General features: G+C 40.3%; 24 protein-coding genes. 12 read left to right on the forward strand and 12 right to left on the reverse strand.

Going from position 1 to position 25,634, the window contains the following annotated elements; all coding sequences use genetic code 11:
- Positions 1–225: 225 nt before the first annotated feature.
- The 4 genes from FTT92_RS00625 (at position 226) to FTT92_RS00640 (ending at position 3,103) form a co-directional block, all read left to right on the forward strand.
- Positions 226–504: a hypothetical protein gene (locus FTT92_RS00625; RefSeq protein ID WP_078192282.1), complete on the forward strand. Its 279-nt coding sequence runs from the start codon at positions 226–228 to the stop codon at positions 502–504.
- Between the two features lie 282 nt (positions 505–786).
- Positions 787–2,565, forward strand: coding sequence for a mechanosensitive ion channel (locus FTT92_RS00630; RefSeq protein WP_180171179.1), 1,779 nt, complete (start codon positions 787–789; stop codon positions 2,563–2,565).
- A 69-nt stretch (positions 2,566–2,634) separates the two neighbouring features.
- Complete coding sequence (locus tag FTT92_RS00635) at positions 2,635–2,817, forward strand: hypothetical protein (RefSeq protein ID WP_180171180.1); 183 nt, start codon at positions 2,635–2,637, stop codon at positions 2,815–2,817.
- A 124-nt stretch (positions 2,818–2,941) separates the two neighbouring features.
- On the forward strand, positions 2,942–3,103 hold the full coding sequence (locus tag FTT92_RS00640; RefSeq protein ID WP_162689753.1) for a hypothetical protein: 162 nt from the start codon (positions 2,942–2,944) through the stop codon (positions 3,101–3,103).
- Positions 3,104–3,555: 452 nt separating this feature from the next.
- Here the strand turns inward: FTT92_RS00640 and FTT92_RS00645 are convergent, their stop codons facing one another.
- The 5 genes from FTT92_RS00645 to FTT92_RS00665 form a co-directional block, all read right to left on the reverse strand.
- Positions 3,556–4,755, reverse strand: coding sequence for an NAD(P)/FAD-dependent oxidoreductase (locus FTT92_RS00645; protein ID WP_180171181.1), 1,200 nt, complete (start codon positions 4,753–4,755; stop codon positions 3,556–3,558).
- A gap of 33 nt (positions 4,756–4,788) precedes the next feature.
- Positions 4,789–5,679: a 1-aminocyclopropane-1-carboxylate deaminase/D-cysteine desulfhydrase gene (locus FTT92_RS00650; protein WP_180171182.1), complete on the reverse strand. Its 891-nt coding sequence runs from the start codon at positions 5,677–5,679 to the stop codon at positions 4,789–4,791.
- Positions 5,680–5,809: 130 nt separating this feature from the next.
- Positions 5,810–6,928: an HlyD family secretion protein gene (locus FTT92_RS00655; RefSeq protein WP_180171183.1), complete on the reverse strand. Its 1,119-nt coding sequence runs from the start codon at positions 6,926–6,928 to the stop codon at positions 5,810–5,812.
- Between the two features lie 62 nt (positions 6,929–6,990).
- Positions 6,991–8,640 carry an MFS transporter gene (locus tag FTT92_RS00660; protein WP_180171184.1) on the reverse strand — a complete coding sequence of 550 codons (1,650 nt, stop codon included), beginning with the start codon at positions 8,638–8,640 and terminating at the stop codon, positions 6,991–6,993.
- 6 nt (positions 8,641–8,646) lie between these two features.
- On the reverse strand, positions 8,647–9,195 hold the full coding sequence (locus tag FTT92_RS00665; RefSeq protein WP_180059305.1) for a TetR/AcrR family transcriptional regulator: 549 nt from the start codon (positions 9,193–9,195) through the stop codon (positions 8,647–8,649).
- 306 nt (positions 9,196–9,501) lie between these two features.
- Between FTT92_RS00665 and FTT92_RS00670 the strand changes: the two genes are divergently transcribed.
- Complete coding sequence (locus FTT92_RS00670) at positions 9,502–9,705, forward strand: NF038215 family lipoprotein (protein ID WP_180107328.1); 204 nt, start codon at positions 9,502–9,504, stop codon at positions 9,703–9,705.
- A 238-nt stretch (positions 9,706–9,943) separates the two neighbouring features.
- Here FTT92_RS00670 and FTT92_RS00675 read toward each other — a convergent pair whose 3' ends face one another.
- The gene (locus FTT92_RS00675) at positions 9,944–10,402 is read right to left on the reverse strand and encodes a DIP1984 family protein (RefSeq protein ID WP_180171185.1); all 459 of its coding nucleotides are present in this window, start codon (positions 10,400–10,402) and stop codon (positions 9,944–9,946) included.
- A 171-nt stretch (positions 10,403–10,573) separates the two neighbouring features.
- Here FTT92_RS00675 and FTT92_RS00680 point away from each other — a divergent pair, with 171 nt between their 5' ends.
- Complete coding sequence (locus FTT92_RS00680) at positions 10,574–11,197, forward strand: LysE family translocator (protein WP_078192408.1); 624 nt, start codon at positions 10,574–10,576, stop codon at positions 11,195–11,197.
- Positions 11,198–11,242: 45 nt separating this feature from the next.
- Here the strand turns inward: FTT92_RS00680 and FTT92_RS00685 are convergent, their stop codons facing one another.
- Both FTT92_RS00685 and metG read right to left on the reverse strand, forming a co-directional pair.
- A complete protein-coding gene (locus FTT92_RS00685; protein ID WP_067764607.1) occupies positions 11,243–11,599 on the reverse strand; it encodes a hypothetical protein in 357 nt (118 codons plus the stop codon).
- 297 nt (positions 11,600–11,896) lie between these two features.
- Entirely contained in the window at positions 11,897–13,957 is a 2,061-nt protein-coding gene (gene metG / locus FTT92_RS00690; protein ID WP_180171186.1) for a methionine--tRNA ligase, read from the reverse strand.
- Between the two features lie 172 nt (positions 13,958–14,129).
- Here metG and FTT92_RS00695 point away from each other — a divergent pair, with 172 nt between their 5' ends.
- A complete protein-coding gene (locus FTT92_RS00695) occupies positions 14,130–14,933 on the forward strand; it encodes a hypothetical protein (RefSeq protein WP_180171187.1) in 804 nt (267 codons plus the stop codon).
- 278 nt (positions 14,934–15,211) lie between these two features.
- Positions 15,212–15,610: a hypothetical protein gene (locus tag FTT92_RS00700; RefSeq protein WP_180007518.1), complete on the forward strand. Its 399-nt coding sequence runs from the start codon at positions 15,212–15,214 to the stop codon at positions 15,608–15,610.
- A gap of 49 nt (positions 15,611–15,659) precedes the next feature.
- Here the strand turns inward: FTT92_RS00700 and FTT92_RS00705 are convergent, their stop codons facing one another.
- The gene (locus FTT92_RS00705) at positions 15,660–15,998 is read right to left on the reverse strand and encodes a hypothetical protein (RefSeq protein ID WP_180074107.1); all 339 of its coding nucleotides are present in this window, start codon (positions 15,996–15,998) and stop codon (positions 15,660–15,662) included.
- Between the two features lie 347 nt (positions 15,999–16,345).
- On the opposite strand from FTT92_RS00705, the gene apbC reads away from it, so the two are divergent.
- Positions 16,346–17,623: an iron-sulfur cluster carrier protein ApbC gene (gene apbC, locus FTT92_RS00710; RefSeq protein ID WP_180171188.1), complete on the forward strand. Its 1,278-nt coding sequence runs from the start codon at positions 16,346–16,348 to the stop codon at positions 17,621–17,623.
- Positions 17,624–18,123: 500 nt separating this feature from the next.
- Here apbC and FTT92_RS00715 read toward each other — a convergent pair whose 3' ends face one another.
- Genes FTT92_RS00715 through FTT92_RS00725 form a run of 3 tightly spaced genes read right to left on the reverse strand, consistent with a single transcriptional unit; the run spans position 18,124 to position 21,612 of the window.
- Positions 18,124–20,136: a TRAP transporter permease gene (locus FTT92_RS00715; RefSeq protein WP_067764590.1), complete on the reverse strand. Its 2,013-nt coding sequence runs from the start codon at positions 20,134–20,136 to the stop codon at positions 18,124–18,126.
- Complete coding sequence (locus FTT92_RS00720; protein ID WP_227591861.1) at positions 20,133–20,627, reverse strand: DUF1850 domain-containing protein; 495 nt, start codon at positions 20,625–20,627, stop codon at positions 20,133–20,135. Before FTT92_RS00720 ends, FTT92_RS00715 begins: the two co-directional genes overlap by 4 nt.
- Positions 20,605–21,612, reverse strand: a complete 1,008-nt coding sequence (locus tag FTT92_RS00725) for a TAXI family TRAP transporter solute-binding subunit (protein ID WP_168379308.1) — start codon at positions 21,610–21,612, stop codon at positions 20,605–20,607. The genes FTT92_RS00720 and FTT92_RS00725 overlap by 23 nt, the downstream gene beginning before the upstream one ends.
- 437 nt (positions 21,613–22,049) lie before the next feature.
- Here FTT92_RS00725 and FTT92_RS00730 point away from each other — a divergent pair, with 437 nt between their 5' ends.
- The 3 genes from FTT92_RS00730 to FTT92_RS00740 all read left to right on the forward strand — a co-directional run bounded on the left by FTT92_RS00730 (position 22,050) and on the right by FTT92_RS00740 (position 25,630).
- Positions 22,050–22,643, forward strand: coding sequence for a LysE family translocator (locus tag FTT92_RS00730; protein WP_180171189.1), 594 nt, complete (start codon positions 22,050–22,052; stop codon positions 22,641–22,643).
- A 112-nt stretch (positions 22,644–22,755) separates the two neighbouring features.
- Entirely contained in the window at positions 22,756–23,325 is a 570-nt protein-coding gene (dcd, locus tag FTT92_RS00735) for a dCTP deaminase (RefSeq protein WP_005008040.1), read from the forward strand.
- Between the two features lie 244 nt (positions 23,326–23,569).
- Entirely contained in the window at positions 23,570–25,630 is a 2,061-nt protein-coding gene (locus tag FTT92_RS00740) for a hypothetical protein (protein ID WP_180171190.1), read from the forward strand.
- Positions 25,631–25,634 lie beyond the last annotated feature (4 nt).

Here is a 25,634-nt window from a genome sequence, read left to right on the forward strand (position 1 = left end):
ATATAGCACTTAAATCTTTGCCCAATATTTTCACCCTTATATATTGATTTATCTTCAAAAATAACTGACCTAGCTCCAAAGGAAAATATATTTATTAAACTATCATTCAAGACTTATCATTCAAGTTACACGTTTTCACTGATTGTAATTGTTCTTCACACAATACTGGATATTGTATTGCTAGTATAAAAATTCAACTATGAACAACAAAATTGCGAGGGGAATATGACACACGATTTTAATAAACCACCCCATACAACCAGTACGGAAGAAACAACACAAAAAAAACGTATCCCTGTGTACATACTGATCTTAGTGGGTATCTTTTTAATCGCATTATTATTTTATATGTTTGCAGATATGAAACCTTCTGCTTCGGATGCACCGCCTGATCATCCTGCACCCAATGCACAAACTGCAACAGCCAATGATACGACTAGCGGTACACCGGGGGATGAAGCTGTTGCTAATGATTCAAATACTGCAACTGCGACAGATCGTTGATAATAATTGATGATAAACATGAGTCAGAGTTACATGAGTGCAAGATCTGAACCTTAAGTATCTCTTCAGAGTGACATAAATAAAGCCTTGGTTGTCCCAAGGCTTTTTTACATTCAATTGTGAGCTTTTGTTGGAGTTATGCATACTTTGGTTGATTAAAAAATACGCAAAAACTAAGGTGGAAAAGAAAGCTTAAGTTCAAAGCACTAATGCTGTGTGATATCGCGGCATACGTAAAAATGCACATAACAACAGATCATGTATAACAATGAGGGCGAACGTATGAATGATTATCTGGGTGGTCCGCGTGGCCGTTTTGATGCCATGTATTATTGGGAACAGTTTCACCCCATTTTAAGTGCATTAGCAATTCTCCTGATAGGTTGGGTTATTGCCTTATTGATTGCTGCTGGCGTCAAAAAAGTTTTGCAAAAATTAGGTACAAATCAAAAACTTTCAAATGCAACTGGGCACCGTTCCAATGTTGAAAATATAGTCTCCAGAGTTGTGTTCTGGATTATTTTGATCATTGCCGTCATTGGTGCACTCAATGTGCTGAATTTGACCAGTGTCAGCGGCCCATTCAGTAACATGATTCAGCAGTTCTTGTTATTTATTCCACAGCTCTTGGCTGCAGTAGCTGTAGGTTTTATTGGCTGGATCGTGGCGAGTTTGGTCAAAGTCGGTTCAAAGAAACTGCTTGATAAAACCCAACTCGATGAAAAACTCAGTTCTGAGGTTGGCGTCAGCCCAATCAGTCAAAATATCAGTGAAATTGTATATTGGCTGATTTTGTTACTTTTCCTACCGATTGTTTTATCGATCTTAGGTTTGAACGGTCTCTTGTTCCCAATCCAAAATATGGTCACTGAAGTTGTTTCTTATCTTCCCAATATCTTTATTGCCGGTGTCATCGTCTTTGTGGGGTACATCTTGGCGAAGATTGTGCGAGGGATTGTGGAAGGCTTGGTAAACAGTTTGAGTTTGCAGCAGCAAGTCGAAAAAGTGGGCATGTTCAAAAATGCAAAACTTGCTCAAGTTTTGGGTAATTTTGTCTTTGCTATAGTTATTATCACGGCTTTAATTGTGGCTTTTGAAGCACTTGGTATCGAGGCAATTTCTCAGCCTGCAACAGCCATGTTACATGAGATCATGTATGCGATACCGAACATCATTGCCGCAGGTTTAATCTTAATCTTGGCTTATGTGGTATCACGTTTTGTGGCACGTCTAGTGGTGGATGTGATCTCGGGTACTGGTGTTGATACTGTGCCAGAAAAATTAGACATTCAACGCTTTTTGGGCAAAACCAAAGTGTCGGATGTTGTCGGTTGCCTCATTGTATTTTTCACAATGTTGTTTGCGGTATCTGAAGCTGCTAACCGTTTAGGCTTTGAGCAAATCAGTGCCCTTATTGCTATGTTTATCCAGTTCGGTGCAAGTATTTTACTTGGTGCTGTGATCTTGGTGGTGGGTTTCTGGCTTGCCAATATTGTGGCAAATGTGGTGCAACGAGGGGAATATAACAGTTCGCGTTGGTTAGGTAATTTGGTCCGTGTGCTGATTATGGGCTTGGTTGTAGCCATGGGCTTGCGTGCCATGGGTATTGCTGACTCGATCGTGAATTTGGCCTTTGGTTTAACCCTCGGTGCGGTTGCAGTTGCTTTCGCTTTGGCCTTTGGTTTAGGTGGTCGCAATCCGGCGGAACGATTGTTATCAGATCTTATCGATAAAGCGAAACGTGAAGCCAACGAACCGAATCCAGTACAGGAACAGGCGAAGGCAAAAACCACCTTTAATACGCCTACATCGTCTGTAGCGAGTCCAACGCCATCAACATCTGTGATGACTTCTGAAGTGAAAACAGATGATGGCTATCCAAACATTCAACAGGCTGCTCCCGGCGTCAGTGAAAAAGAAACTGCGACGCCAGATCAGTTGGATGTAAACCCAAGTGATCAACCACAAAATAATCCATTTGGATCGACAGGCGAGGCTGAAAAACAGGTCGATGCACCTTCGGCACCTTTAACCCCGCCAAAACCAGATGATCCAAATTAAACTATTCTGTCTTTAAAAAAATCGGCCACGCTTAGGTGGTCGATTTTAATGCTCTATAAGGAATATTGTATGGCAAAAGCACCGAATAAATTTTTAGCCCCAGTGATTATTGCAGGGATCACGGTAGGTTTTTTGGCGAGCGCACGACGCTTTATTTTTGCAAAATCAAAACGCACTGATTTGGAGCAGAAAGAACAATCACCGCCAAACAGTGAAAAAAATTATACCAATCAGTCCAAAAATAATGATTGAAATTTACCCGAAAATTGGTATTTTAAGTAATAGTGATATATGGAATATTACTTAAAATATAAAAACTTAGGATTCATATTGCTGTCATGAATGACACTTATGATCCGTGCAAAGGAATGGCAAAATGGGGGTAATTTCAATGCTCAATACTTTAGTATCGACACTCAAACAAACCGCAAGCGTGCAACCACAACATATTTCAGTTGCCGTTGAAAAAATGGATCTGACAATTCAACGAACTTCGACGTCGTCGGTATCATTATTTAAAACCGACTATCTTGAATAAGTTAGATCGGGCATAAAAAAGGGCTGAATGAATCAGCCCTTTTTTTATACAGAGTTCATCTGCGGATTATGATCAACTGATGTTTCTACGTGACATCAGAAGTCCTATTTGATTTAAATAAAAGAATGATACGCGGTAATGTCATCCGCAATTGTTTCAGACAGGATTACATTTAATCAAAAATGTTTTTGCAATACATCGAATCATTTGAAGATAGTGAACGAGTTTTGCGGTGAGGAGCACTGCTCCGCAAGATGGTTTCCTTGCGAAGCTTCGCTTCTCATTTTGCCTAATGAGAAGCGTGCTTCGTAAGAGTACCTCAAGCCGAAGGCTAATTTTTTATTCAATCCTTAGATGTAAGACTCCGTCGAATAGACCTAAAAATCTTTTTTATAAATGTGAAATTACTCTTACTGTCGTAACTTTAGTGCTTTATTAACGCTATGTCGAGATCAGACGTATTCGGAAGCTGCATGCGCAGAAGCCCATGCCCATTGGAAGTTGTATCCACCTAAATGACCTGTTACATCGAGCACTTCGCCAATAAAGTACAAACCTTTCTGCTTTTTACTTTCCATGGTTTTTGATGAGATTTCAGTGGTATCGACACCACCGAGTGTAACTTCAGCAGTACGGTAACCTTCAGTGCCTGATGGCTTCACTTCAAAGCTTTCCAGACGGCTTACAATGAGTTCTAGTTTTTCATCACTGATATTGCCAATGGCTAATTCAGCTTGTTCAGGCCAAATCAGATTTTGTAATTCTATAACTACACTTTTCGGTAAGTGTTCATTGAACAGTGTGCGCAGTAACACTTTTGGTTGACTAGATTTCTTAGATTTGAGGAAATCTAAAACATCTAAAGCTGGAAGGAAATTGATGTTAAAGCGTTGACCGACATCCCAGTAGTTTGAAAGCTGCAATGAGCTTGGGCCACTTAAACCACGGTGAGTAAAGAGTAAAGCCTCAGTAAAACTATTTAACTCATTCGATAACGTCGCTTCAACAGCATTGCCGCTCAAGCGAGTGGTTACTTCTTTAAAACTATCGGAGAAAGTGAAGGGTACTAAGCCTGCACGAGTGGGGTAGACAAAATGACCAAATTGTTTGGCAATCTCATAGCCAATTCCTGAACCACCTAACGTTGGAATGGACAGACCACCAGTGGCAATAACCACCGATTCTGCTTCAAAATAGCCTAGATTGGTTGCCACTTGAAAGCCTTGTTCAGGTAAGGCATTGACTGCTTTTACTTCACAGTTGGTTTTAATATCTACCAAGCCTGTTTTGTCACATTCTGCCAATAGCATGGCGAGAATTTCTTTTGCACCATTTTGGGTAAATAACTGCCCATGTTTGCGCTCTTCGTACTCAATGCCATATTCGCAGACCATACCAATGAAGTCCCAGTTGGTATAGCGAGTTAATGCTGAAATAACAAAGTGTGGATTATGTGAAATATAATTTTCTGGTTCGACATACAAATTGGTGAAATTACATTTACCACCACCAGACATCAGGATCTTTTTGCCAACTTTATTGGCTTTTTCAACCACCAAAACTTTGCGTCCACGCTGCGCCGCTTTATATGCCGTCATTAAGCCTGATGCACCAGCACCTAAAACAAGGACATCATATTGATTTTGCGACATGGTAAGTTTCCGCGTGGAAGAAAGGACGCAGGATTATACGCTTTTTAGCGCTTCGGTTGAACCTTTCAGGCGACCTTGTAGGCCACCAGTATGAATCACTAAAACACGTTGATGGCTTGTAATTTGACCCCGCTCAATCATGCAGAAAATACCTCGCAGCATTTTAGCCGTATAAACCTGTTCTAATGGAATCGCAAAGCGTTGTTCAAAGTCCTGCATAAACTGTAATAGTTCCGGCGTTATTTTGGCATAGCCGCCACAGCAAAATTCATCACTGATGTTCCAATTGGTTTTCTGTGTCAACTGAGCAACATCGTCGCAAAGAAAATTGCCTTTGAGCGCTGAAAAACCTAGAACGTGTTGATGTTCAGCACTGGCTTCAATCAAGCCCGTTATGGTTCCACCTGTACCGACTGCACAGCAGATGAGATCAAAATTTTGTTGATTTTCATGGCTTAAGATTTCTCTACAGCCACGGATAGCCAATGCATTGCTTCCACCTTCAGGAATGACATAATGTTCGGGAAATTCCTGTCGTAATTGCACTAAAGCGTCTGCTTGTTTCTGTTCTCGATACTTTTGGCGTGTAACAAAACTGAGCTGCATACCAAATTGTTCAGCGGTGGCTAAAGTAGGATTTCGGGCTTGATGTTGTAATTCCTCCCCACGGATGATGCCTAAACTGCCGAATCCAAATAAATGTGCAGCATATGCAGTGGCTGCAATGTGATTTGAATAAGCACCGCCAAAGCTAAGCACCTGTTTAAACCCTAATTTCTGCGCCTCAATAAAATTATATTTGAGTTTATAAAATTTATTGCCTGATATTTGTGGGTGTACCAAGTCCAAACGCTTAATACACAAATCAACCCCTTGATATTGAATAGTCTGCTCAGGAATGGCGTGGGCGATAGATTCAAACATGTTGGTAATCGTTATCTTGGTGGTTAGAGTTCAAATAGGTAGGCATTGTAAAACGGGAGGTGCAGAAGATAAAATCCTTTGCATCTTGGTCAGTTCAACTCTGCTTATAGCACTTCACTGCCGATATCTGCTAACTAGCAACATCAACGGAGGTGACGACAGACATACCGGGTCTTAAGTTTTCCAAACCTTGTTGATTGGGATCAATCGCAATTTTCACGGCAATGCGTTGCACGACTTTAGTGAAATTTCCTGTGGCATTGTCAGGTTTCAATACACTAAATTCAGAACCAGCCGCAGGGGAGATTTGCTCAACTTTGCCGTAAAATTTTTGATGTTTCATGCCATCGACGCTGAACCAAGCTTTTTGACCAATATGCATATCTGCAATTTGCGTTTCTTTAAAGTTAGCAGTCACCCAGCGCTGCTGTGGAATTAAATACATCAGTTGAGAGCCTGCCGCAACATATTGACCAATACGTGGGCTGACTTCGCCAAGCTGACCATCCATAGGTGCCACAATCGTGCTGTAGTCTTTAGTGGTCACTGCCTGATCAAATTGTGCTTTGGCACTATTCACTTGCGCTTTAAGCCCTGTCGCTGCAACTTGTGCAGTTTTGAATGATTCTTTGGCAACTAGTAAATTGGCTTCTGCTTGATGAAGTTGGGCCAAACTATTTTTAGCGTCTGCAATCACTTTATCTTGTTCTGATTTCGATGCAGCGCCAGTATTGCCGAGTTGTTGGTAGCGCGTCATTTGTGCAAGAGCTAATTCATAGGCCGCACGTGATTGGTCCACTTTCGCTTCGGCTGCCGTAATATCTGCTCTGCGTTGTTCAATGGCCTGGCTTTGATTGGCAAGCGAGTTCTGTGCTTGTTCCACCCCAGATTCAGCCTGTGTGACTTTTTGATCATAGGTCGTTGCATCGATATGCATAAGCACTTGACCTTTTTTCACATGATCAAAATCCGTCACCAAAACATCTTTCACATAACCATTAATTTGTGATGAAAGCACCGTGGTTTTGCCTTTGACATAGCTATTTTCAGTCGACTCGATACTGTTATGAAATGGACCAATCCGCCACGCCCATAAGATCAGCGCAATTCCCAACAAGAGGATGATCAACATAAAAATCAAGGTACGCTGCGGCGTAGAAATAAGCTTGCTCGATGGCGCAGGCATAGCGGTTGCTGTTTGTGGTTGCTGCGGTGCTGCTTGCTCAGTGGGTTTATGGACTTCGGTCATGTTGTTCTCAATATCGATTAGGTCATTTGGCGGTTGCTTATGTTGTTTAAGTCGGGAAAATTTTAACTGCTATCCGTGCGTTGCTGTTGGCGTAATTGATATTTATTTTTGCCCATCAGCAATAAACCCCAAAGCAACAATAAAACGGCGAAGATGCCATTTAAAAAAATCACATCGTTATAGGCTCGAACTTGGGCTTCTCGAGTGATGGTTTGATTAAGGCTACGTATGGCTTGTTGTTGGTCTAAATTTGAGTCTAAAGAATATTGATGCGCACTTTGCGCCAATTGTTGTAGGCGCTGTTCCACTATAGGGGAGGTTTGCGATAAATCATTATAAATCTGTGCCTGATAGGTTTGGGTACGCATTTGCTGATAGGTCGAAAAGAACGATGAGCCGACGAGACCACCAAAAGTTTGCGTTGCAGAAAATAGTACGATAAACGTCACCATGTGCGATGGGCCTTTTTGCAAAGCACTGACAATGCCTGTAAGCAAAAGTGGGCCAATAAACATGCCACTGGCAAAGCCCACCAAAAACTGACTCCAATAAAAATCATGCGGTCGAACATCACTGGTCAGGTGATAATCCAGTGCACAGGCAAAGAGCACGAGACCTGCTGCACCGAGTAGATGAAGCACGATTTTTTCTTTGGAAAAGGTCAGGGCACTAAACACTGTGCCTAAGACAATCCCGATCAGCACGACGGTATAAAAAGAAACGAATTGGTCGGGTCCCATGCCCATGGTTTTCAAAAAATTCACTGCCGCATAGCTTTGTTCTGACATGAGAAAGCGAATGGCAAAGGCACCGATAATAAAACTCACGGTAGACGATGTTCCGAGCCAGCGTGTGACAATCAGGGGGTTGACCCGAAAATGTTCATAGGTCAGGCCGACGACTAAAAGAATCAAAGCGGCGATGAGTAAATAAGCCAACCATTCAGCATCAAACCACCAAAGAATCGGGCCTTGAGTTAGCACGATACATAGCAAAGCAAAGCCGGGTGCCAATAATGCAAAGGTGAATAAATCTTGCTTTTCAAACACTTCGATACGTAGGCTTCGTGGCAGTTTGAGCGAGACCACCATCGCCAAACAACATAAGGCTAAACCTAATTCAAAGGTATAGAAAATAGACCAATCATTTACATCGACCAGATAGGGCGACATGATCCATGCCAGCGGTATCCCCAACTGCTGAAAGCCTAAAGCTAGATAAAGCCCACGACCAAAATGAGCACGTTTAAAGGCTTGCATGATGTAATACATCCCAAGCGAACTGAGTGGAGCTGCAAGTAAGCCGCTGATCACCCGTGCAAAAATTGCCATTTCATAGGTATGGACGAATAAATGCAGCAGCATTACCGCGATAAATAAAACCAAACCAATTTCTGAAAATAGCCTAAGTCCATATTGTTGACGGGCTTTAAATAAGATCAGGTTAGAGCTGACATTGGCCATAACAAATGCCGCAGGAATCCATGCCGCTTCTGAAGGCGTTAAACCATATTCACCTTGTAGAAGGGGTAAATTTGCCGTGATAAATCCATTACTTAAACTCCCCGAGATCGCAACAAATAAACCGATAAAGAAGTATAAAAAACGCTTATAGGTGGGATGTGCAATGGCAGCGGGAGATCCGGGCAAAGTCGGTTTTTCTTCGGGTGTCCAATCCGGAGCAGGTTCTAATAAACGCGGTGATTTGGACATGACGTGTTACCCGCAAATACCATGTAGTAAAAATTCCACGGCACGTTTGGCGAGTTTTTCCTGATCTGCTTCGGTATGGCCTTGCAAAGCTGCACGTAAAATGGAGGTGACCATGGCATAGTCCGCCGGTTTAAAGTCTGCTCGGCAGCGACCATTTTGAATGGCCTGATCAATCATCGGTTGCAATATGGCATCACGTCGTTGGTATATTTCAACCATGGCGGGATCATCCCGATCGATCACACGCCAATATTCCATTAGGGCTGTGAGATAGGGAATATTATAAATATGGTCTTGAATGAGGCGAATAAATCCATCATCGAACTGTGCATAATTAAGCGCACGTTGTTCAAGTCGGTTTAAGGCAGCTTGCATTAAGGCGAGTACCAACTCACGACGGTCATTAAAATTACGATAAAACGTCGCACGTCCAACTTGAGCTTGATCCATGATGAGTTGTAAAGGCGCATTGATTCCGTGAATACGGAAAACCTCAATCGCAGCTTCTAAAAGGATTTCTCGGTTTTGTGCAGCGAGTTGTTGACGTGTGGACATTATTCTTTGGCATCATCATTTTAAATTTATCTAGATATTAAACGGACAAAAGTGTCCGAAGTAAAATCGTATTCGATAGCAGTTTTGTAACTTGTCTTCTATGTAGTTAAATAAAATGAATCAATTATTTATTTTTAAAAGGAAATATTTTTCTATCGGCATCAGTTTGCATCCGCATTGGAAAGACCGTCGAGACATAATTCCTGACAATTGACCCTAAATCGGCAGATAAATAAGGTGAATATCTGCACAAAAATGTTATGCTGAATTTATAAACAAGATAATTATAAAAATGGAGGGCATCCAATGAGCAAATTAAGTCGGGCTGTGCTGCCTATGCTGTGCCTGTGCAGTTTTTGGATGGTGGGTTGTGATACGACTGACGAATTGCATCGTCCTCAAAATGAACATCGCACCATGATCATTGGTGGTGTCCCTGTAAATGACCTTGATTATAAATTACCGCGTGAAGATGTTGCACTCAATGAAGCCGCTGCAGATGACGATTAGCAGATGGATCCGTAAAAAAAATAGGGTGGACATACTGTCAGTACACGGTAGTGAGACGTGACATGTAAAGAGTCACAGATGCAGTGTGCTACGTCAGATGTGTGAACATTTTGAAGTAGACGTCTTACTTCTGCAGTGTAGTTTGTTGGATTAAAGCCTTACAAACATTTAAAAAGGCTCTGTACTCGCCCAGTATGCCCGAACTGGAATGAACCGTGGTTCAAATGCTTAAATCAGGTCAATCTATCAGGTCTATTTGCCAATTGGATGCCTGAATTTCTAAGTTATTTTGTCTAAGTTGCTGACTAATGCTATCGGCCTGTTTCTGTAAATCTGCCACTGCAATGGTTTTAATCCAACGGATTTCACTCGAGCTATAACGACCATTTTCACGGCGTGAGCTGTCGATTGCTTGTTGCAAGATTCGATGCTGCTGGGTCAATAAATCACGTTCATTGAGCACTGAAAGCATGCAGCGTCCAGAACGGGTTTTAGCCTGTGCGTTGGTGGCGTGAATCTTTTCAATTAAGCCATAAAGTTCTGTATTTACGGTAAATGCTTCTTGAATTAAAGCATTCGGTTCTTCGCTGGGTGCATCACCTTCTTGAATGAGCACGTTGTTATTGATTCGTTGTTGCAGCGAGGCCAATTTAGTTTGTAAGTCACTGCGTAAAAGTAGGGCTTCGGCTAATTTCATTGTCTTGATATTAATTTGTACTTTTAGCGATCATGCGATGGATTAATGCAGTATTCAAGTTATTTATAGTGAAAAATTTGGTCAATTAAAATAAACACTGCAAATTATAGGGAGAAATTCAGAGATTCTATCTGTAAAATTGCCACGAATTTAAGTGAAAACGGTGTGATAGTGGAATCATTTTGGATATTAGGCTCGATTGCGGCAGCACTATTACTTGGTGCAATGAGCCCAGGGCCAACGTCAATTTATGTGGCGAAGAATTCCATTGCGATTTCACGTAAACACGGTTTATTTACCGCACTTGGTACAGGTTTGGGCGCTGCAATATTTGGGCTTTTAGCGGTATTGGGTTTGCAGGCATTTTTATTGGCTGTACCTTCTGCATATTTGGCTTTAAAAATTTGTGGTGGTTTATACCTGCTTTGGATGGCATTTAAAATTATAAAACATGCCAAAGAACCGATTGAAGCTGGTGATGCCAGCAGCTCGCAAATGTCACTTCGTCGTGCATTTACCACTGGTTTAATTACCCAGTTGTCGAATCCGAAAATTGCAATTGTGTTAGCCAGTATTTTTACGGCACTTTTACCGAAAGACATTCCGACGTATTTTTACTTTGTACTGCCAGTTTTGTGTTTCTTTATCGATGCAGGCTGGTGCTCATTGGTCGCTGTGGCTTTGTCGGCAGAAAAACCACGTAAAGTCTATTTGAAGTTTAAAGCGGGTTTTGATCGGGCAGCTGGGGCAGTGATGACAGTGCTGGGTTTAAAGTTGATTTTTGGTATGAAGTGATTGAACGAAAAAAGCCTCTACGAATAGAAGCTTTTTTATGCAATTTTATTTGTTGCATTCTGGTTGTGAACGGTCAATAACTTGTGTACCTTCAACGCGATAGCCAATTTGACCAACAAGGAATGCTTGGTTTAGTTGAGTGATAACAACGTCTGAAAGTGCAACTGCACAGCGGTCTTTTTCGATAGCACGGTCAATTGCTGTTTTGAAATTTGGAATACCTAGTGGGAATAACACAACTGGTACTTTATCTTCACCAGTAACGCGCTGACCTTTTACGAACTGATTTGAGTTTAAATTATAGTTTTTTGTAGATGCTACAGTCATATCCGCCATACGGATTGAACAGCCAGTGAAAGCCACTGTCGAAACTGCTAGTGCTGCAACCAATAATTTTTTCATGTTGTACCCCTAAGATTAATAAATTATAAAAAGCGAGCACATTTTATATAAAGATAATGAAATATCAATAAATTAAATTTACTTTAGTTTAAATAAGTAGTTTTTTTCATAGAGCGATTTGTCAATATTTTAGTTTTAGCTCTTTTTAGCATAGTGAATGCTTAAAGCTTTTAGTTGTTTGGAATGAATGGTTTCTTTGGGTTCACAATGAATTTTCCCTCTCCTAAAAGGAGAGGGAACTTAAAGCCCAAAAAAGCCCCTACAACGTAGAGGCTTTTTCTTATCTTAATCTAAAAATTAAGACACTTTATCACCAGCTTTAGCACCAGTTTCAGGTGAAATCACCCAAACACCTTCGCCATTACCCGCAGCTAAAACCATACCGTTAGAAATACCAAAACGCATCTTACGTGGAGCAAGGTTCGCCACCATCACCACCAATTTGCCTTTTAAGTCTTCAGGTTGGTAGAACTCACGAATACCGCTAAATACGTTACGTGGCTCAGCTTCACCGACATTTAAAGTCAATTGAAGCAGTTTGTCAGAACCTTCAACGTGAGCTGCTTCTAAAACTTCTGCTACACGCAGGTCAACTTTCATAAAGTCTTCAATGCCAATAATTTCAGCTTCACCTACTTTAGGTTCAGGCTTTTTCTCAGCAGCTTTCTTCTCTTTTTTCTTTTCAGATTTTGGAGCTTCCGCAGGGGCAGCTAAAGAATCTTTAGACGCATCGACCATCGCAGCAACTGCTTTCGGGTCTACACGTTGCATCAATGGTTGGAATTGAGCAATTTCATGATTCACCAAAATTGTTTTGCCTGAAGCAAAGTCGAAAGATTCTAATTTTAAGAAGCTTTGAACTTCTGCTGCCAAGGTAGGAAGTACTGGTGCAAGGTAAACAGCCAATTGACGGAATAGGTTAATACCAACAGAACATACGTCGTGAACTTGTTGTTCTTCACCTTCAATTTTCGCTAAAGCCCAAGGCTTTTTCTCGTCGATATATTGGTTGGCTTTGTCCGCAAGCGCCATGATTTCACGGATGGCTGCAGAGAACTCACGTGCTTCATATTGAGCAGCGATTGAAGCGCCTGCATCAATAAAGCTTTGTACCAATTCAGGCTCTGCACACGTTGCAGAAAGTTTGTTATCAAATTTAGTATTGATGAATTTCGCACAACGACTTGCGATGTTGACCACTTTACCCACTAAGTCAGAGTTTACTTTCTGAACGAAATCATCAAGGTTCAAGTCAGAATCTTCAACTTTGTCAGAAAGCTTAGATGCAAAGTAGTAACGTAAATATTCAGGGTTTAAATGCTCTAAGTATGTTTCCGCTTTAATGAACGTACCGCGAGATTTAGACATCTTCTGACCATTTACAGTCAAGAAACCGTTGACGAATAAGCTTGTTGGGGTGCGGTAGTTTGCACCTTCAAGCATTGCAGGCCAGAACAACGCGTGGAAGTAAACGATGTCTTTACCAATGAAGTGATAGACTTCATTTTTAGAATCTTTTTTCCAGTAGTCGTCAAAGCTTAGGTCAGGACGTTTAGTCTTGATGTAGTTTTCAAAGCTCGACATATAGCCAATTGGCGCATCAACCCAAACGTAGAAGTATTTGTTTGGTGCATCAGGAATTTCAAAACCGAAATAAGGCGCATCACGCGAGATGTCCCAATCAGACAGACCTGCTTCAAACCATTCATCGAGTTTGTTGGCAATTGACACAGGCAGACGGCCTTCGTCTCGTGTCCATTTTTGCAGGTATTCACCAAAGTTTGGCAGTTTAAAGAAGTAGTGATCTGAAGATTTTTCTACAGGTGTCGCACCGCTCAAAGTCGATTTTGGATTGAGTAATTCAGTTGCGTTGTAGGTTGTACCACACACTTCACATGAGTCGCCGTATTGGTCTTCCGCTTTACATTTCGGGCATGTACCTTTAATGAAACGATCCGACAAGAACATTGCTTTTTCAGGGTCAAACAATTGCGTCACAGGGCGTACAGCAATGTTGTCCGCTTCACGGTTCTTAATGTAAATCTCTGAAGCGCGTGCTTGGTTTTCAGGGCTATTAGTTGAGTCGTAATGGTCAAAGTCAACTCTAAAGCCAGCAAAGTCACGTTCATGTTCTTTTTGCACATTGGCAATTTGCTGTTCAGGCGAAATACCATTGGCTTCCGCACGTAGCATAATCGCTGTGCCGTGAGCATCATCCGCACATACATAAGTCACGTTATGACCCATTGCACGCATGGCACGAACCCAAATATCAGCTTGGATATAACCGAGTAAATGACCCATATGAATTGGGCCATTCGCGTATGGAAGGGCGTTAGTAACTAAAATATTACGCACGGATATGACTCTCTCATTCGTATTTATGCAATGGGCTGTAATTTTACATGAGATAGCCAGTACTTGCACAAGGGAATAGGTGAAATCTTTGCAAAAGTAAAAAAATCTATATTGCTGACACAATTACAGTGATAATAGGGCATATCTGTGATGCCTTTAGAGTGACAAGCCCATGTACGACGACGATTATGATGACGACCAGCCTGTGACCCGTATTCCGCAAAATCAACAGCGTAATAAACAACTCGGTCAGCACATTGTCAAAGAAGCACAACAATACCTTGAGCAGATTTCGGCAGATGAACATGCATTACTGATTCAGACTTTACGTGATTTGGCTACAACTGAACCTTACTTCGATGTATTGGCCGATGAATTAGATCAGCCTGTAGAAATGAAAGTAGCGAATGATGCTTTAAATTTATTGTATTTTTGGCAACTGCTTCATCAACATCAACATGAAAATGATGCAGACTTTAATTTTCTGAATGTCATCAATAGCGAGTTTTTCCAAACTGAAATGTTGAAAGCCTTTGATGCCTTAGAGATTGGTGAAAATAAAGCGCAACGTCGTTTGGTTCTACTTGAAGCTTTTAAACTGTATAAGCTGAATTTCCATGCCGGTTGTATCCCTGTCTTGTATGCACAGTTAGAAGGCATTTTAACGGATGTACTGATTCAAACGGGCTTTTTAAAGCAGAGCGGTACCAAGTTTGTCGATGTATATAAAATTGTACCCGGTCTAAAAGGCAGTGAAATTAAGAGTCTTTGGCATAAAGCAAAAATTGCCAATGAGTTGAATCCGTATTTTGCCGAATTGGCAGCCTACCAAATGGATAGCAGCTCTACCGTAGCGATGACCCGTCATAATATTTTGCATGGCACCGATGTCACGCATTTTAATCAGGGACGGAGTTTTATTCTGTTTATTTGGCTGTTTTCCGCAGTGAGCTTTATGAGTACGGTCAGCAAATAATCTTTTTATGTAGCGGTAAAGTGCGTCATTAGGGGCTTTACCGTTATTCCTTTTGCTTAATTTAGATTGATGAATATCAATACAATAAAAATAGCCTTTATATTTTTCAATGATTTAATACATTTAAACTCGGATCAATTTTAACTCCTAACCTTATGCCAAAAAGCATAAATGCAACGTCATGTAGCTCAATTGTTTCTAAATGCATATTTTTAAGGTCATCCCGTCAAAGCACGTTATAACTATTGTTAGACAATAACAGAGAAGAGGCGAGAACGATGACAACTGAAAATAAAATTGATCAATTGAAAGATAAAGCGTCAGAGTTGGGTGATGATCTAAAGCTCAAAGCCAAAGAGGCTCAACTTGAAGGCGAAAAAGCACTCGATGGTACAAAGCATAAAGTTGAAGAACTCAAGCTTGAGGGTGAAAAAACCTTAAATGACGCCAAACATGAACATGCAGAACAGCATGCTGAAACCAAAGACCGTCTAGAGCAGTTAAAAGCAGAAGCGAGTCATAAATTTGATGAAGCCAAAGTCAAAGCTTCCGAACTTAAACATGAGGCTGTCGAAAAATTTGATGAACTAAAAGTGCAGGCGACAGAGAAATTTGACGAGTTAAAAAAGAAAGCCACTGACACACTGAATAAGTTTAAAAAAGATGATCAAGCTTAATTGGGGCTGATCAAAAAAGCCGTTCTATCAAGAGCGGCTTTTTTAGGATTCATTGTTTTAATCCATCTAAATTTTCAGTCTTAATATTTTTGACTTGATCATCGACTACGGTAATCACATAGCGCATATTGGCAATTTCATAGGTGTAATCTACCGCTAGTTTCGCAGGCAGATTTTTCTCTTGCAGCGGATAAGACACCATTTTCATCGGAGATGCTTGCATACGCGAGCGCATGAGATCGAGGCTATCACCAATCGCTACAGTTTGTCGGTCAGGTGTTTGAATGGCTTCAGTCGCAATTTCTGCATAGGCTGCTGAAGTCAGGAGCATCAAGGCACATAAAGTCGTTTTATAAATATTCTTCTTATAGATAGTCTTCGGATACATCGTCATCCCCATTTTAAAAACTAAAAAGCACAAAATGTGCCTTTAGATTGCACATCCATCGCTATGATTATTCTGTTGAAACGACTGAAATATAAACTGAAATTACGCCGAAAATGTATGGTTGATATGTAATCAATTCAAATTTAAAGGCTTTGGTTTAGCCGCAAAAATCAGTTGCAGGTGCATTTTTAAGTGTCACACGTTAGAAAAATTGTTTGAAAGCTGACTAAATTACTCAACTTTATAAGCTTATAGGAATAAGTCATTCATCTCCCTCTTACTCTGGGGCAGATGAACAGGTAAACTATCGCTATTATCTTTTGATGTTCCTGTTTGGAGACAACATAATGTCGTGGCTTTCTTCTCTAAAATCTGTGTTTTCACCCTCCCAAGAGGTGAAAGAAGAGGAAATCCAACAGGTTTTACAAAACTATGTACTTCCCAATTCAAATAATGCTTTAAAAGACCGTATTACACAGGTAAATGTGCAAGGTCAGATCTTGCAGATCACGATTAATACCTTTCCTTCAGAAGCCGATGACTTACAAAAAATCCATGATGATTTGGCCGATGCATTGGAAAAATGCGGTATTAATGAGCTGAATATGCACGTGATTCAACAAAAAACAGGGCATAAATCTGAAGGTGGTTGTGGTCATCATCATGCAGAAGGTGAAAGCTGTTCAACACAGCCTAAAGCTAATGAACAAACTGAGCAAAAGTCTACTACGAGTAATCTGCCACCTGTTGTGGATGCATCTGCTACTCAAGCCAAGGCTGAAGAAGATCCAAACAATCCACCAATTCAAAAAGCGGCTCCACAACAGCGTGATGTACCGAAACATCCACGCATTAAAAATGTCATTTTGGTGTCATCTGGTAAAGGTGGTGTGGGTAAATCGACCACCACAGTGAATTTGGCGCTTGCATTACAACAACTGGGTTTAAAAGTTGGTGTATTAGATGCAGACATCTATGGTCCAAGTATTCCAACTATGCTCGGTAACGCTGGCCGTACGCCTATGATTGAAGCTGAACAATTTGTACCAATTGAAGCTTATGGTTTGGCAGTCTTATCGATTGGCCATTTAACAGGTGATAACAATACCCCTGTGGCTTGGCGTGGGCCGAAAGCGACGGGGGCGTTAATGCAGCTCTTTAACCAAACTTTATGGCCTGATCTGGATGTATTGGTCATTGATATGCCACCAGGCACAGGTGATATCCAGTTGACGCTTGCACAGCGTATACCGGTGACAGGTGCTGTGATTGTGACGACACCACAAAATGTTGCATTAATGGATGCGACCAAAGGCATTGAGTTGTTTAATCGTGTACATATTCCCGTGATGGGCGTGGTTGAAAATATGTCGACTCACATCTGTTCGAACTGTGGGCATGAAGAGCAAATCTTTGGTACAGGTGGTGGCGACCAACTTTCAGCCCAATACGACATTCCGCTCTTAGGTCGTTTACCGCTGAATGTACAAATTCGTGAAAATGCCGATGCAGGGAAACCATCTGTGATAGCAGGTGATGATGCTGCTGAAAGCTACATGGCGATTGCACAAAAAGTTGCAGATGCATTACCTCAGGCTGAAAAAGATAAAAACCGTATTTTCTAAGGGTGAACTGAAATTTAAGTTGATCGTATTAAAATCTGGCCTCGTGCCAGATTTTTTATAACGTGGTATTGGGAGTGTTTGAAAATTATGAGTACTGAACTTTAGACATTCAACGATGTCTATGAATTACACATCTAAAAAACGATTTGCACAATTTCTTATTTTTCCTGCGATTATAAGCCGTCTGCCAAGGATAAAATTCTTGAGGCATATCAAAGGATGTCGCGTTTGTACTTAGTTTTTACAAAATAGCTTTCACGATATTTCTATTATTTTGGCTAGGATCAATTCTTTGAACGGCAGTAACCGTACAAACGCATTGTGTCTTAGATTTTTGCCAAATGTCCTCTGTTACAAGGGGCTTAGCATTGAAAAAATATAGAGGAACAAATAATTTTAAATATTATTTGAAGTCATTAAAACCCACCCATCAAATGAGGGTACGCCTTAGTCTAAGAAATTAAAAAGCCCGGTAATTACCGGGCTTTTTAATTGGTTTTTTAGGAGGAAAGAGACGGGTTTGCTTTACGTTTAGCAGTGATAATATTCACCGTAATTGCGATGATGACCATGATAATGCCTACAATATCTGTAATGGTTTCTGGAATAATCATACACAGCGCACCCACACCTAAAAAAATACGCCAGAACCAGTTGAGATAAGTCTTGAAATAACCTTCAACTGCGGAGCCTAAAGCGAGAATTCCTATCACTGAAGTGACAGTAATACTCACTATAGTTGTCCATGCAGGAAAGGCAAATTCTCGAGCATTGACTGCAACATTGGTGGTATCAATCATCAGCATGGCAGGGTTATAAACGAATAAAAATGGAACAATAAAACCAGCAAGAGATAGTTTTAAGGCCTGAAACCCAGTGCGCATTGGATCACCGCCTGCAATTCCTGCGCCCGCAAAGGCGGCAAGGGCAACTGGTGGGGTGATGTTTGCAAATAAACCAAAATAGAACACAAACATATGCGCGACTAATACAGGGATATCAAAGTTTGCGAGTGCTGGTGCTGCCATGGTGGCAGTAATGATATAGGCCGGAATAGATGGAAGCCCCATGCCTAAAATCATCGATGCAATCATGGTTAAAAATAAAGTGAGAAAGAGACTACCTGCACCTAAACTCATAATTGAAGAAGTCATTACTGAACCAAAACTTGTCAGACTTACTACGCCGATAATAATACCAACGACAGCACAAGCAGCCATCACAGATAATGATTGTTTGGCTCCATCAACGAGCGCATCTAAAATATCTTTTACACCCATTCGTGTTGATTTTCTTAAAGCTGCTACAAAGATGGTCAGGACGATGGTGTAGACAGCAGCATAGCTCACAGGAATATTTTGAAATAAGAAAAAGACCAGTGCCAAAATTGGAATAAGTAAATGTCCACGCTCTTTTAGAACTTCTTTTACTTTAGGTAAATCAGCTTTAGGTACGCCTTTCAGATCATCTTTACCCGCACGGAAATGAACTTGAGCCATGACGCCAAGGTAATACAATAAGGCAGGTAATAATGCGGCTAGTGCAATCGTGCCATAACTCACGCCAGTTGTTTCGGCCATAATGAAGGCACTCGCACCCATGACTGGCGGCAAAATTTGTCCACCGACGGATGCACTGGCTTCAACGGCACCAGCAAAATTCTTGTGATAACCAATTTTTTTCATCAATGGAATGGTAAATGAGCCTGTGCCAACAACATTGGCAACAGCAGTTCCATTAATACTGCCCATAAATCCACTTGAAATTACAGCAACTTTGGCAGGACCACCTTGTTTATGACCCGCCAATGCCATGGCAAGATCATTGAACAATTTCCCCATACCTGATTTTGCAAGAAAAGCACCAAAAAGGATAAATAAGAAAATAAAAGTGACGGATGCACCAATTGCCGAAGAATATAAGCCTTCGGTTTTTAAATACATATGTCCGAAAATGTCGCTGATGGTATAAGGGCGAGTAATTAATCGATCTGGCAACCAATCAAAGTGACTGATAAATGTATAGGTCAGGAAAATTAAACTTAAAATGGGCAGCATCCACCCCATGACCCGGCGAGTTGCTTCTATGACTAATACCACACTCATAATTGCAAACGCGATATCTAAGGTATTTGGAATACCACCTCGAGTGGTCATAATAGATTGATATTCTTTCCATAAATATAAAAAACTGAAGATGGAAAGCAAAGCCAAGAACCAATCGAGAAGTGAAATATGCTGCCGGGAGCTTGCTTGACGAGCTGGATAGAGTAAGAAAATGAGTGCTAGGCCAATAGCGACATGGGCTGCACGCTGTATTAACTCAGGTAAAGGATTAAACGTAATAAATAAATGAAATAATGAATAAAAGATCGCTACAAATGCAACAAAGTAGGTAACAGATTTGCTCATATTGATTCGAGTAACAGATTCCCGATCAAATTTTTCTAATATGGCTTGTTGTTGTTTCTCATCGAGTTGTTCTAATACAACTTTATCTTCTTTGGAATTCATAGGCATTCTCCAATCCACCAAGACTTCCATTTGGGTTGATATTGAACCGAGATGTTGACCAAACTATAGTCTGGGTAACTTTGAAAAATAGACCAAATTTTTTGGTCAGCGAGGATCGTGCCTTGCATATTTCTAGAAATCACCCAGTTGATTTCATCTATATTTTGATTGACCCGCATTCTAATCACACCATTTTTTTGAAACTCAATGGGATAATTTGAGGGTGTACCTGCACCAAATGAAATCAAATCGGTGTGGCGCAGTAAAAACTTATTCTTTTGACGCTGATATTGTTCAGACCAAGCCGTCTTTTCTACTGAATGCTTCCACTGTAAATCAAATTGATCAGTTGAAATTTTGCATATATCAGTTTCAACTCTAACCTGCGTATACAGTGTTGGATAGCTAGCATAGATTAAGAAGAACAATATAAAAAATGCAGTATAAACTGCATTTTTTTGAAGCTTATTATTTTTTAGCCACTTCATCATAGTAGCGTTTCGCGCCTGGATGTAGAGGCGCTACAAGGCCTTGTTGAGCACCTTCAAGCGTGATTTCTGTTGCTGCTTGGTGTGAAGTTGCCAATTGAGGCAAACTGTCAAAGAAAGTTTTTGTTAGTTTGTAGACATCATCATCCGATATATCTGTGCGAACAACTAATGCATTTTTAATTGCGGCAGTTTGAATGTCCGCAGTATTGCCATATGTGCCTTTTGGAATAATCATCGGTAAGAAATAACTTTGATCTTTAGCTATTTCTTTGACTTTATCTGCATTGATTGAAACTAACTGTAGATCAAAGCTTTGTTGAAGTTCCATGAGTGATGAATTTGGAATGCCACTAGTCAGGAATGCAGCATCAAGCTTGCCACCTTTTAAAGCATCAGCGGCTTCAGCATAGCCTAAATAATCAACTTTAATATCTTTATAGGTGATTCCAAAACCATTCAACAGTGTACGTGCATTTACTTCTACACCTGAATTTTGTGCACCTACAGCGATACGTTTACCTTTCAAATCTTCGATATTTTTGATCCCTGATTTTTTAGAGGTTACGATTTGTACGTAGTTGGGATAAAGCGCTGCGACTTGGCTGACATTCTCAACTTTACCATTTGCGAAACTTCCTGTTCCGTTCAGTGCTTCTGTTAAGCTGTCACTCATAACAAATGCCATTTCAACTTTATTCTGTTTCAGAAGGTTTAAGTTTTCGACGGATGCACCTGTAGTTTGAGTCTTAGAATTTACACCAAAGGTTTTGTTATAAATTTCTGCAAGACTTGTCCCAATCACATTGTAAGGTCCTGATGCCCCACCAGTTGCAATGGTTACGAACTTGGTTTGAAGTTTGTCAGATGTAGCAGTTTCTGCGCTTTTTCCTTCCGTGGTATTTTTTGAAGTAGATTGATCATTTGAGCAAGCAGTAATACACGCCAAAGTAACCGAGAGTAACGTGAGTTTTGTCCATTGGTTCATAGAAACGTCCTTTTACACATAAATTTTGAATATTGATTTGATGAGCTTTAATTTTAATTTCCACTACTCAATTGAACATAACTTAATCAATTATTTTTGAAAAGTATTTTTTTTTGATTTTTTAGTCTCCAATAAATAATGGTTATGCGTAAGAATGGCATGGAGCTATATCGTTTATTTTAATAATATTTTGTTACGTGTAAAAACTGTAGGGTATACATGGAATCATGTGAAATTTCTATTAATAAATATAAGTTCAAGATATTTCTTTGAATTGTAAGGTGCTCTGAATGACTGTTCAGCTAAGGTTTTGTTTTTCTATTTAAGTTACTGAATTTATAATTAAATAAGGAGTTTTTTATAAGCGTTTCTATTTTTTATTTTGCTAATACGAAACAACTGAATTAATCTTCGCGGATTAAGTTTGAGGTCAAAGTATGATTTCATGGTTTTTTATTGGTCTAGTTATCAGTATTTTGTTAACGCCAGGACCAACCAATACCTTACTCGCATCTTCGGGTATTCAAGTTGGGCTACGTAAATCATTCCGACTCATTCCAGCGGAAGCCTTTGGTTATCTTATTTCGATTAGCCTATGGGGTTTTCTCATTGGTAAAATTTACGTACATCTGCCTTTACTGCCGACCATTTTAAAACTGTTTAGTGCTGGCTATATTCTATTTTTGGCTATGCGATTATGGCGTACAGCAACTGTTGCTGAAAATTTTAATCAAAAGGGCATTTGTGCACGCGAACTCTTTGTTGCGACGTTATTAAATCCTAAAGCACTATTATTTGCATCTGCGATTTTTCCTGCATTGGCTTGGCAAAATGCGCAGTATTATGTAGCTCACATGCTGATCTTTTTGTTGTTGATCGTTCCTATTGCATTTTTTTGGACCTTCCTTGGTTCAGTTTTGGCATCGAATAAAATTAGTTGGCTCAATCAAGCCAATTTACAACGAACAGCATCGCTAGTCTTGGTTAGTTTTTCGATACCACTGAGTTATTCTGCGATTTTAAAACTCTAAATTGATTTCAAAATGACTAAATCCGCTTAGTTCGGCAAAGCTTATTTTCATTAAGTCGGATTTCAGTTAAAGTACCACGCAATAATTGATTTAAGTTTTTGGATAGAGATAAATGGCTATTAAGTCTGATCGTTGGATTCGCGAAATGAGCGAAAAACACGGCATGATTGAACCGTATGCAGAAAACCAAGTCCGTTATGATGAAAATGGCGAAAAGCTTATTTCGTATGGCGTGTCGAGCTATGGTTATGACGTGCGTTGTGCTCGTGAATTTAAAGTCTTTACCAATGTTCATTCAGCAATTGTTGACCCTAAAAACTTTGACGATAAAAGCTTTATTGATATCGAATCAGATGTTTGTATCATTCCGCCGAACTCGTTTGCACTAGCACGGACAGTCGAATATTTCCGTATTCCACGTAATGTGTTAACCGTTTGTTTAGGTAAATCAACCTATGCGCGCTGCGGTATTATTGTCAATGTGACGCCTCTTGAACCAGAGTGGGAAGGTCACGTGACTTTAGAATTTTCGAATACAACCAACCTACCTGCACGTATATACGCGGGTGAAGGTGTCGCACAAATGTTGTTCTTCGAATCAGATGAAGTGTGTGAAACCTCTTATAAAGACCGTGGTGGTAAATACCAAGGTCAAACCGGTGTGACATTACCGAAAGCTTAATCCTTCGGATTGAGTTTAAAAAAGCGGGCGAATTAGCCCGCTTTTTTGTTGGGTCATTCATCGGAAAATAGACCATTCGGTGGGGAAGTTTTTGCAATTGAGTAATTATTCAGCATAATAAAAAGTTAAGTGACTGGTCTATCACAAGTCTCCATTTAAGGAATAAATGGACAATAACATCAAAGCCAGTTCTCAGGAATAAATATAAGAGAGATGCAGAGCATCTGATAAAAGGAAGGTCGAGATGACTCAATTCACCCAGGCTAAGTTATTCCGCCAGAGTTGCTTAGCAGCCGCAGTCAGCATTTTTGCTGCACCATCTGTATATGCGCTTCAAGATTTATCAGATGAAGCACTTTCAGCCACAACTGGTGAAGGTGTTGCACTCACTTTAGAAAATTTCAAAATGGTCTTTCAAGGCCCAAATGACCGTTCTACAGCTTCTAGTTATGCGTCAGGTATGGTTGATCCAGGGAAAAGCGATACAGGTTTTATTCGGATTATTCCTACAGGTGAAAACTATGAACAATTAGGCCAGCGTGCTTACGATAAAATCTACAAAGCAGCTTATGTTGATGCTTATCAGCAAGGCCGAGTTACGGGCTATAACGGTGTTTATGACTCAACTTTTATAAGTTCTAAAAGCACTTATGAGACCAATAATGCTACACGAGTAACCAATGAAACCATCGCAACATATTCAACAGAATATCGTGGCCGATTAGTACAGTCTTATCTTGAATCACCAACGATGAAGGCATATTACGATCAGCGTTATGCAGATTATTATAATGGTTCATCGGCTGGCTTATCTTTTGAAAACGATGGCACAACGAAAGAATCAATTACACCGCTCTTAAAAGAAAAATCTCAAGCTGCCGCTTTAAAAAATACCTATGAGATGATTGAGTTACTATACGGTAACAATAGTACGGGTAACTTGCCAACCACTTCGACTTTTTATAAAAATTATGTCTCAGGAAAAATAACACGTTCAAATATTATAGATACAACAAAAAATGCTCAGTTGAATGCCAAAGCTGCAGAAACCCTCAATCAGTTGGCAACGGACTATGCCAAGCTTGAAGCTCAAAAGGCAAGCGATGCAGCATTAGCAACTGTGAAAAAAAATGCTGAGATTACAGCCAAACAAATTGCATCTACTGCAACGGTATCGAGTCTCAGATCGAAAGCAGATGTATTTATATATGGCTTAGCCCTGTCCAACAGTAAAGATAAAAATGGCAAAAGTTCATTAGCAACACGCTATACCGATCAAGGGTTTAATTGGGGGACAGCTGAAAATCCGTGGCTTTTCCATGCGGGAAATCAAGATGTTGAACAATTTGCGAAAGATAATAAGGGGAATGTTGGTTACTTAGCCATTGAGGCACCATTAAAGAAAATTGCAGCAGATGATGCATCTAATAACATCAAACTTGGTTTGTGGATGGACGTATTTTCACGATCTTTGAATTCAAGTAATGTTGTTGATCCGATTACCGGTGCGCCGACAAGTGGCTTAGATAAAGACTATCGTTTACGTACTCAAATTGTTGCGAATGGCCTGAGTTTTAATGGATCACAAGTTCGAATTTTTCAAACCCTAAAATCTACAAATACAAATTACAACCAAACCTTAGGTTTAGCCAGCCTAATTCGTATTAATACCAATGATCGTGCTGAGTCACTGAGTATCAATGACGGTGATTTGGATGCTCGCGGTATGCGTATCAGTACAGCTGCACGCTCCGAACTGGATGATGGTACGGCACCGACACCAGCGATGGACCGTTCTGTCGCTCCGATTTTCCATGAAACGGAAGGTCTATATTTATATAGCCCAAACATCAATTTAGTTTTAGGCAATATGTATCAGCCCTTTATTGTGGGGTCGGAAGGTCGAAATATTATTTTGGAAGTAACACGTATTCCTAATGTGCCTTCTATATACAGTAAAATTTATACTTACTATACAGATATCGTTGGTAATACCACAGGTACATCAGGCTTAACTGCTGCAGACTTTAAAGGTTCAACATGTAACGTCTATAGTTGTGGCACAGACTTAAAAGCCAATGCTTCAGATGCTACAGCACTGTACCAAGGGCGTGATGCAACACATAGTAGTATTGCAATTGGTACAGTAGAGCGCTTGCCTGGTAATCTGCTAAATGCAAAAAGTACGGATACTGCGACAGGTGTAGTGTTTAAAGGTGTTAATGGACAAAGCACGAACTTAGGATCTGTTGCCATAGATGGCGTCTTGATTCAGCACTTAAAAATAAGAACAACAGGGCTGTAGGAGA

This window comes from Acinetobacter sp. YH12023, from assembly GCF_013420135.1.
GTDB classification, from domain to species: Bacteria; Pseudomonadota; Gammaproteobacteria; order Pseudomonadales; family Moraxellaceae; genus Acinetobacter; species Acinetobacter amyesii.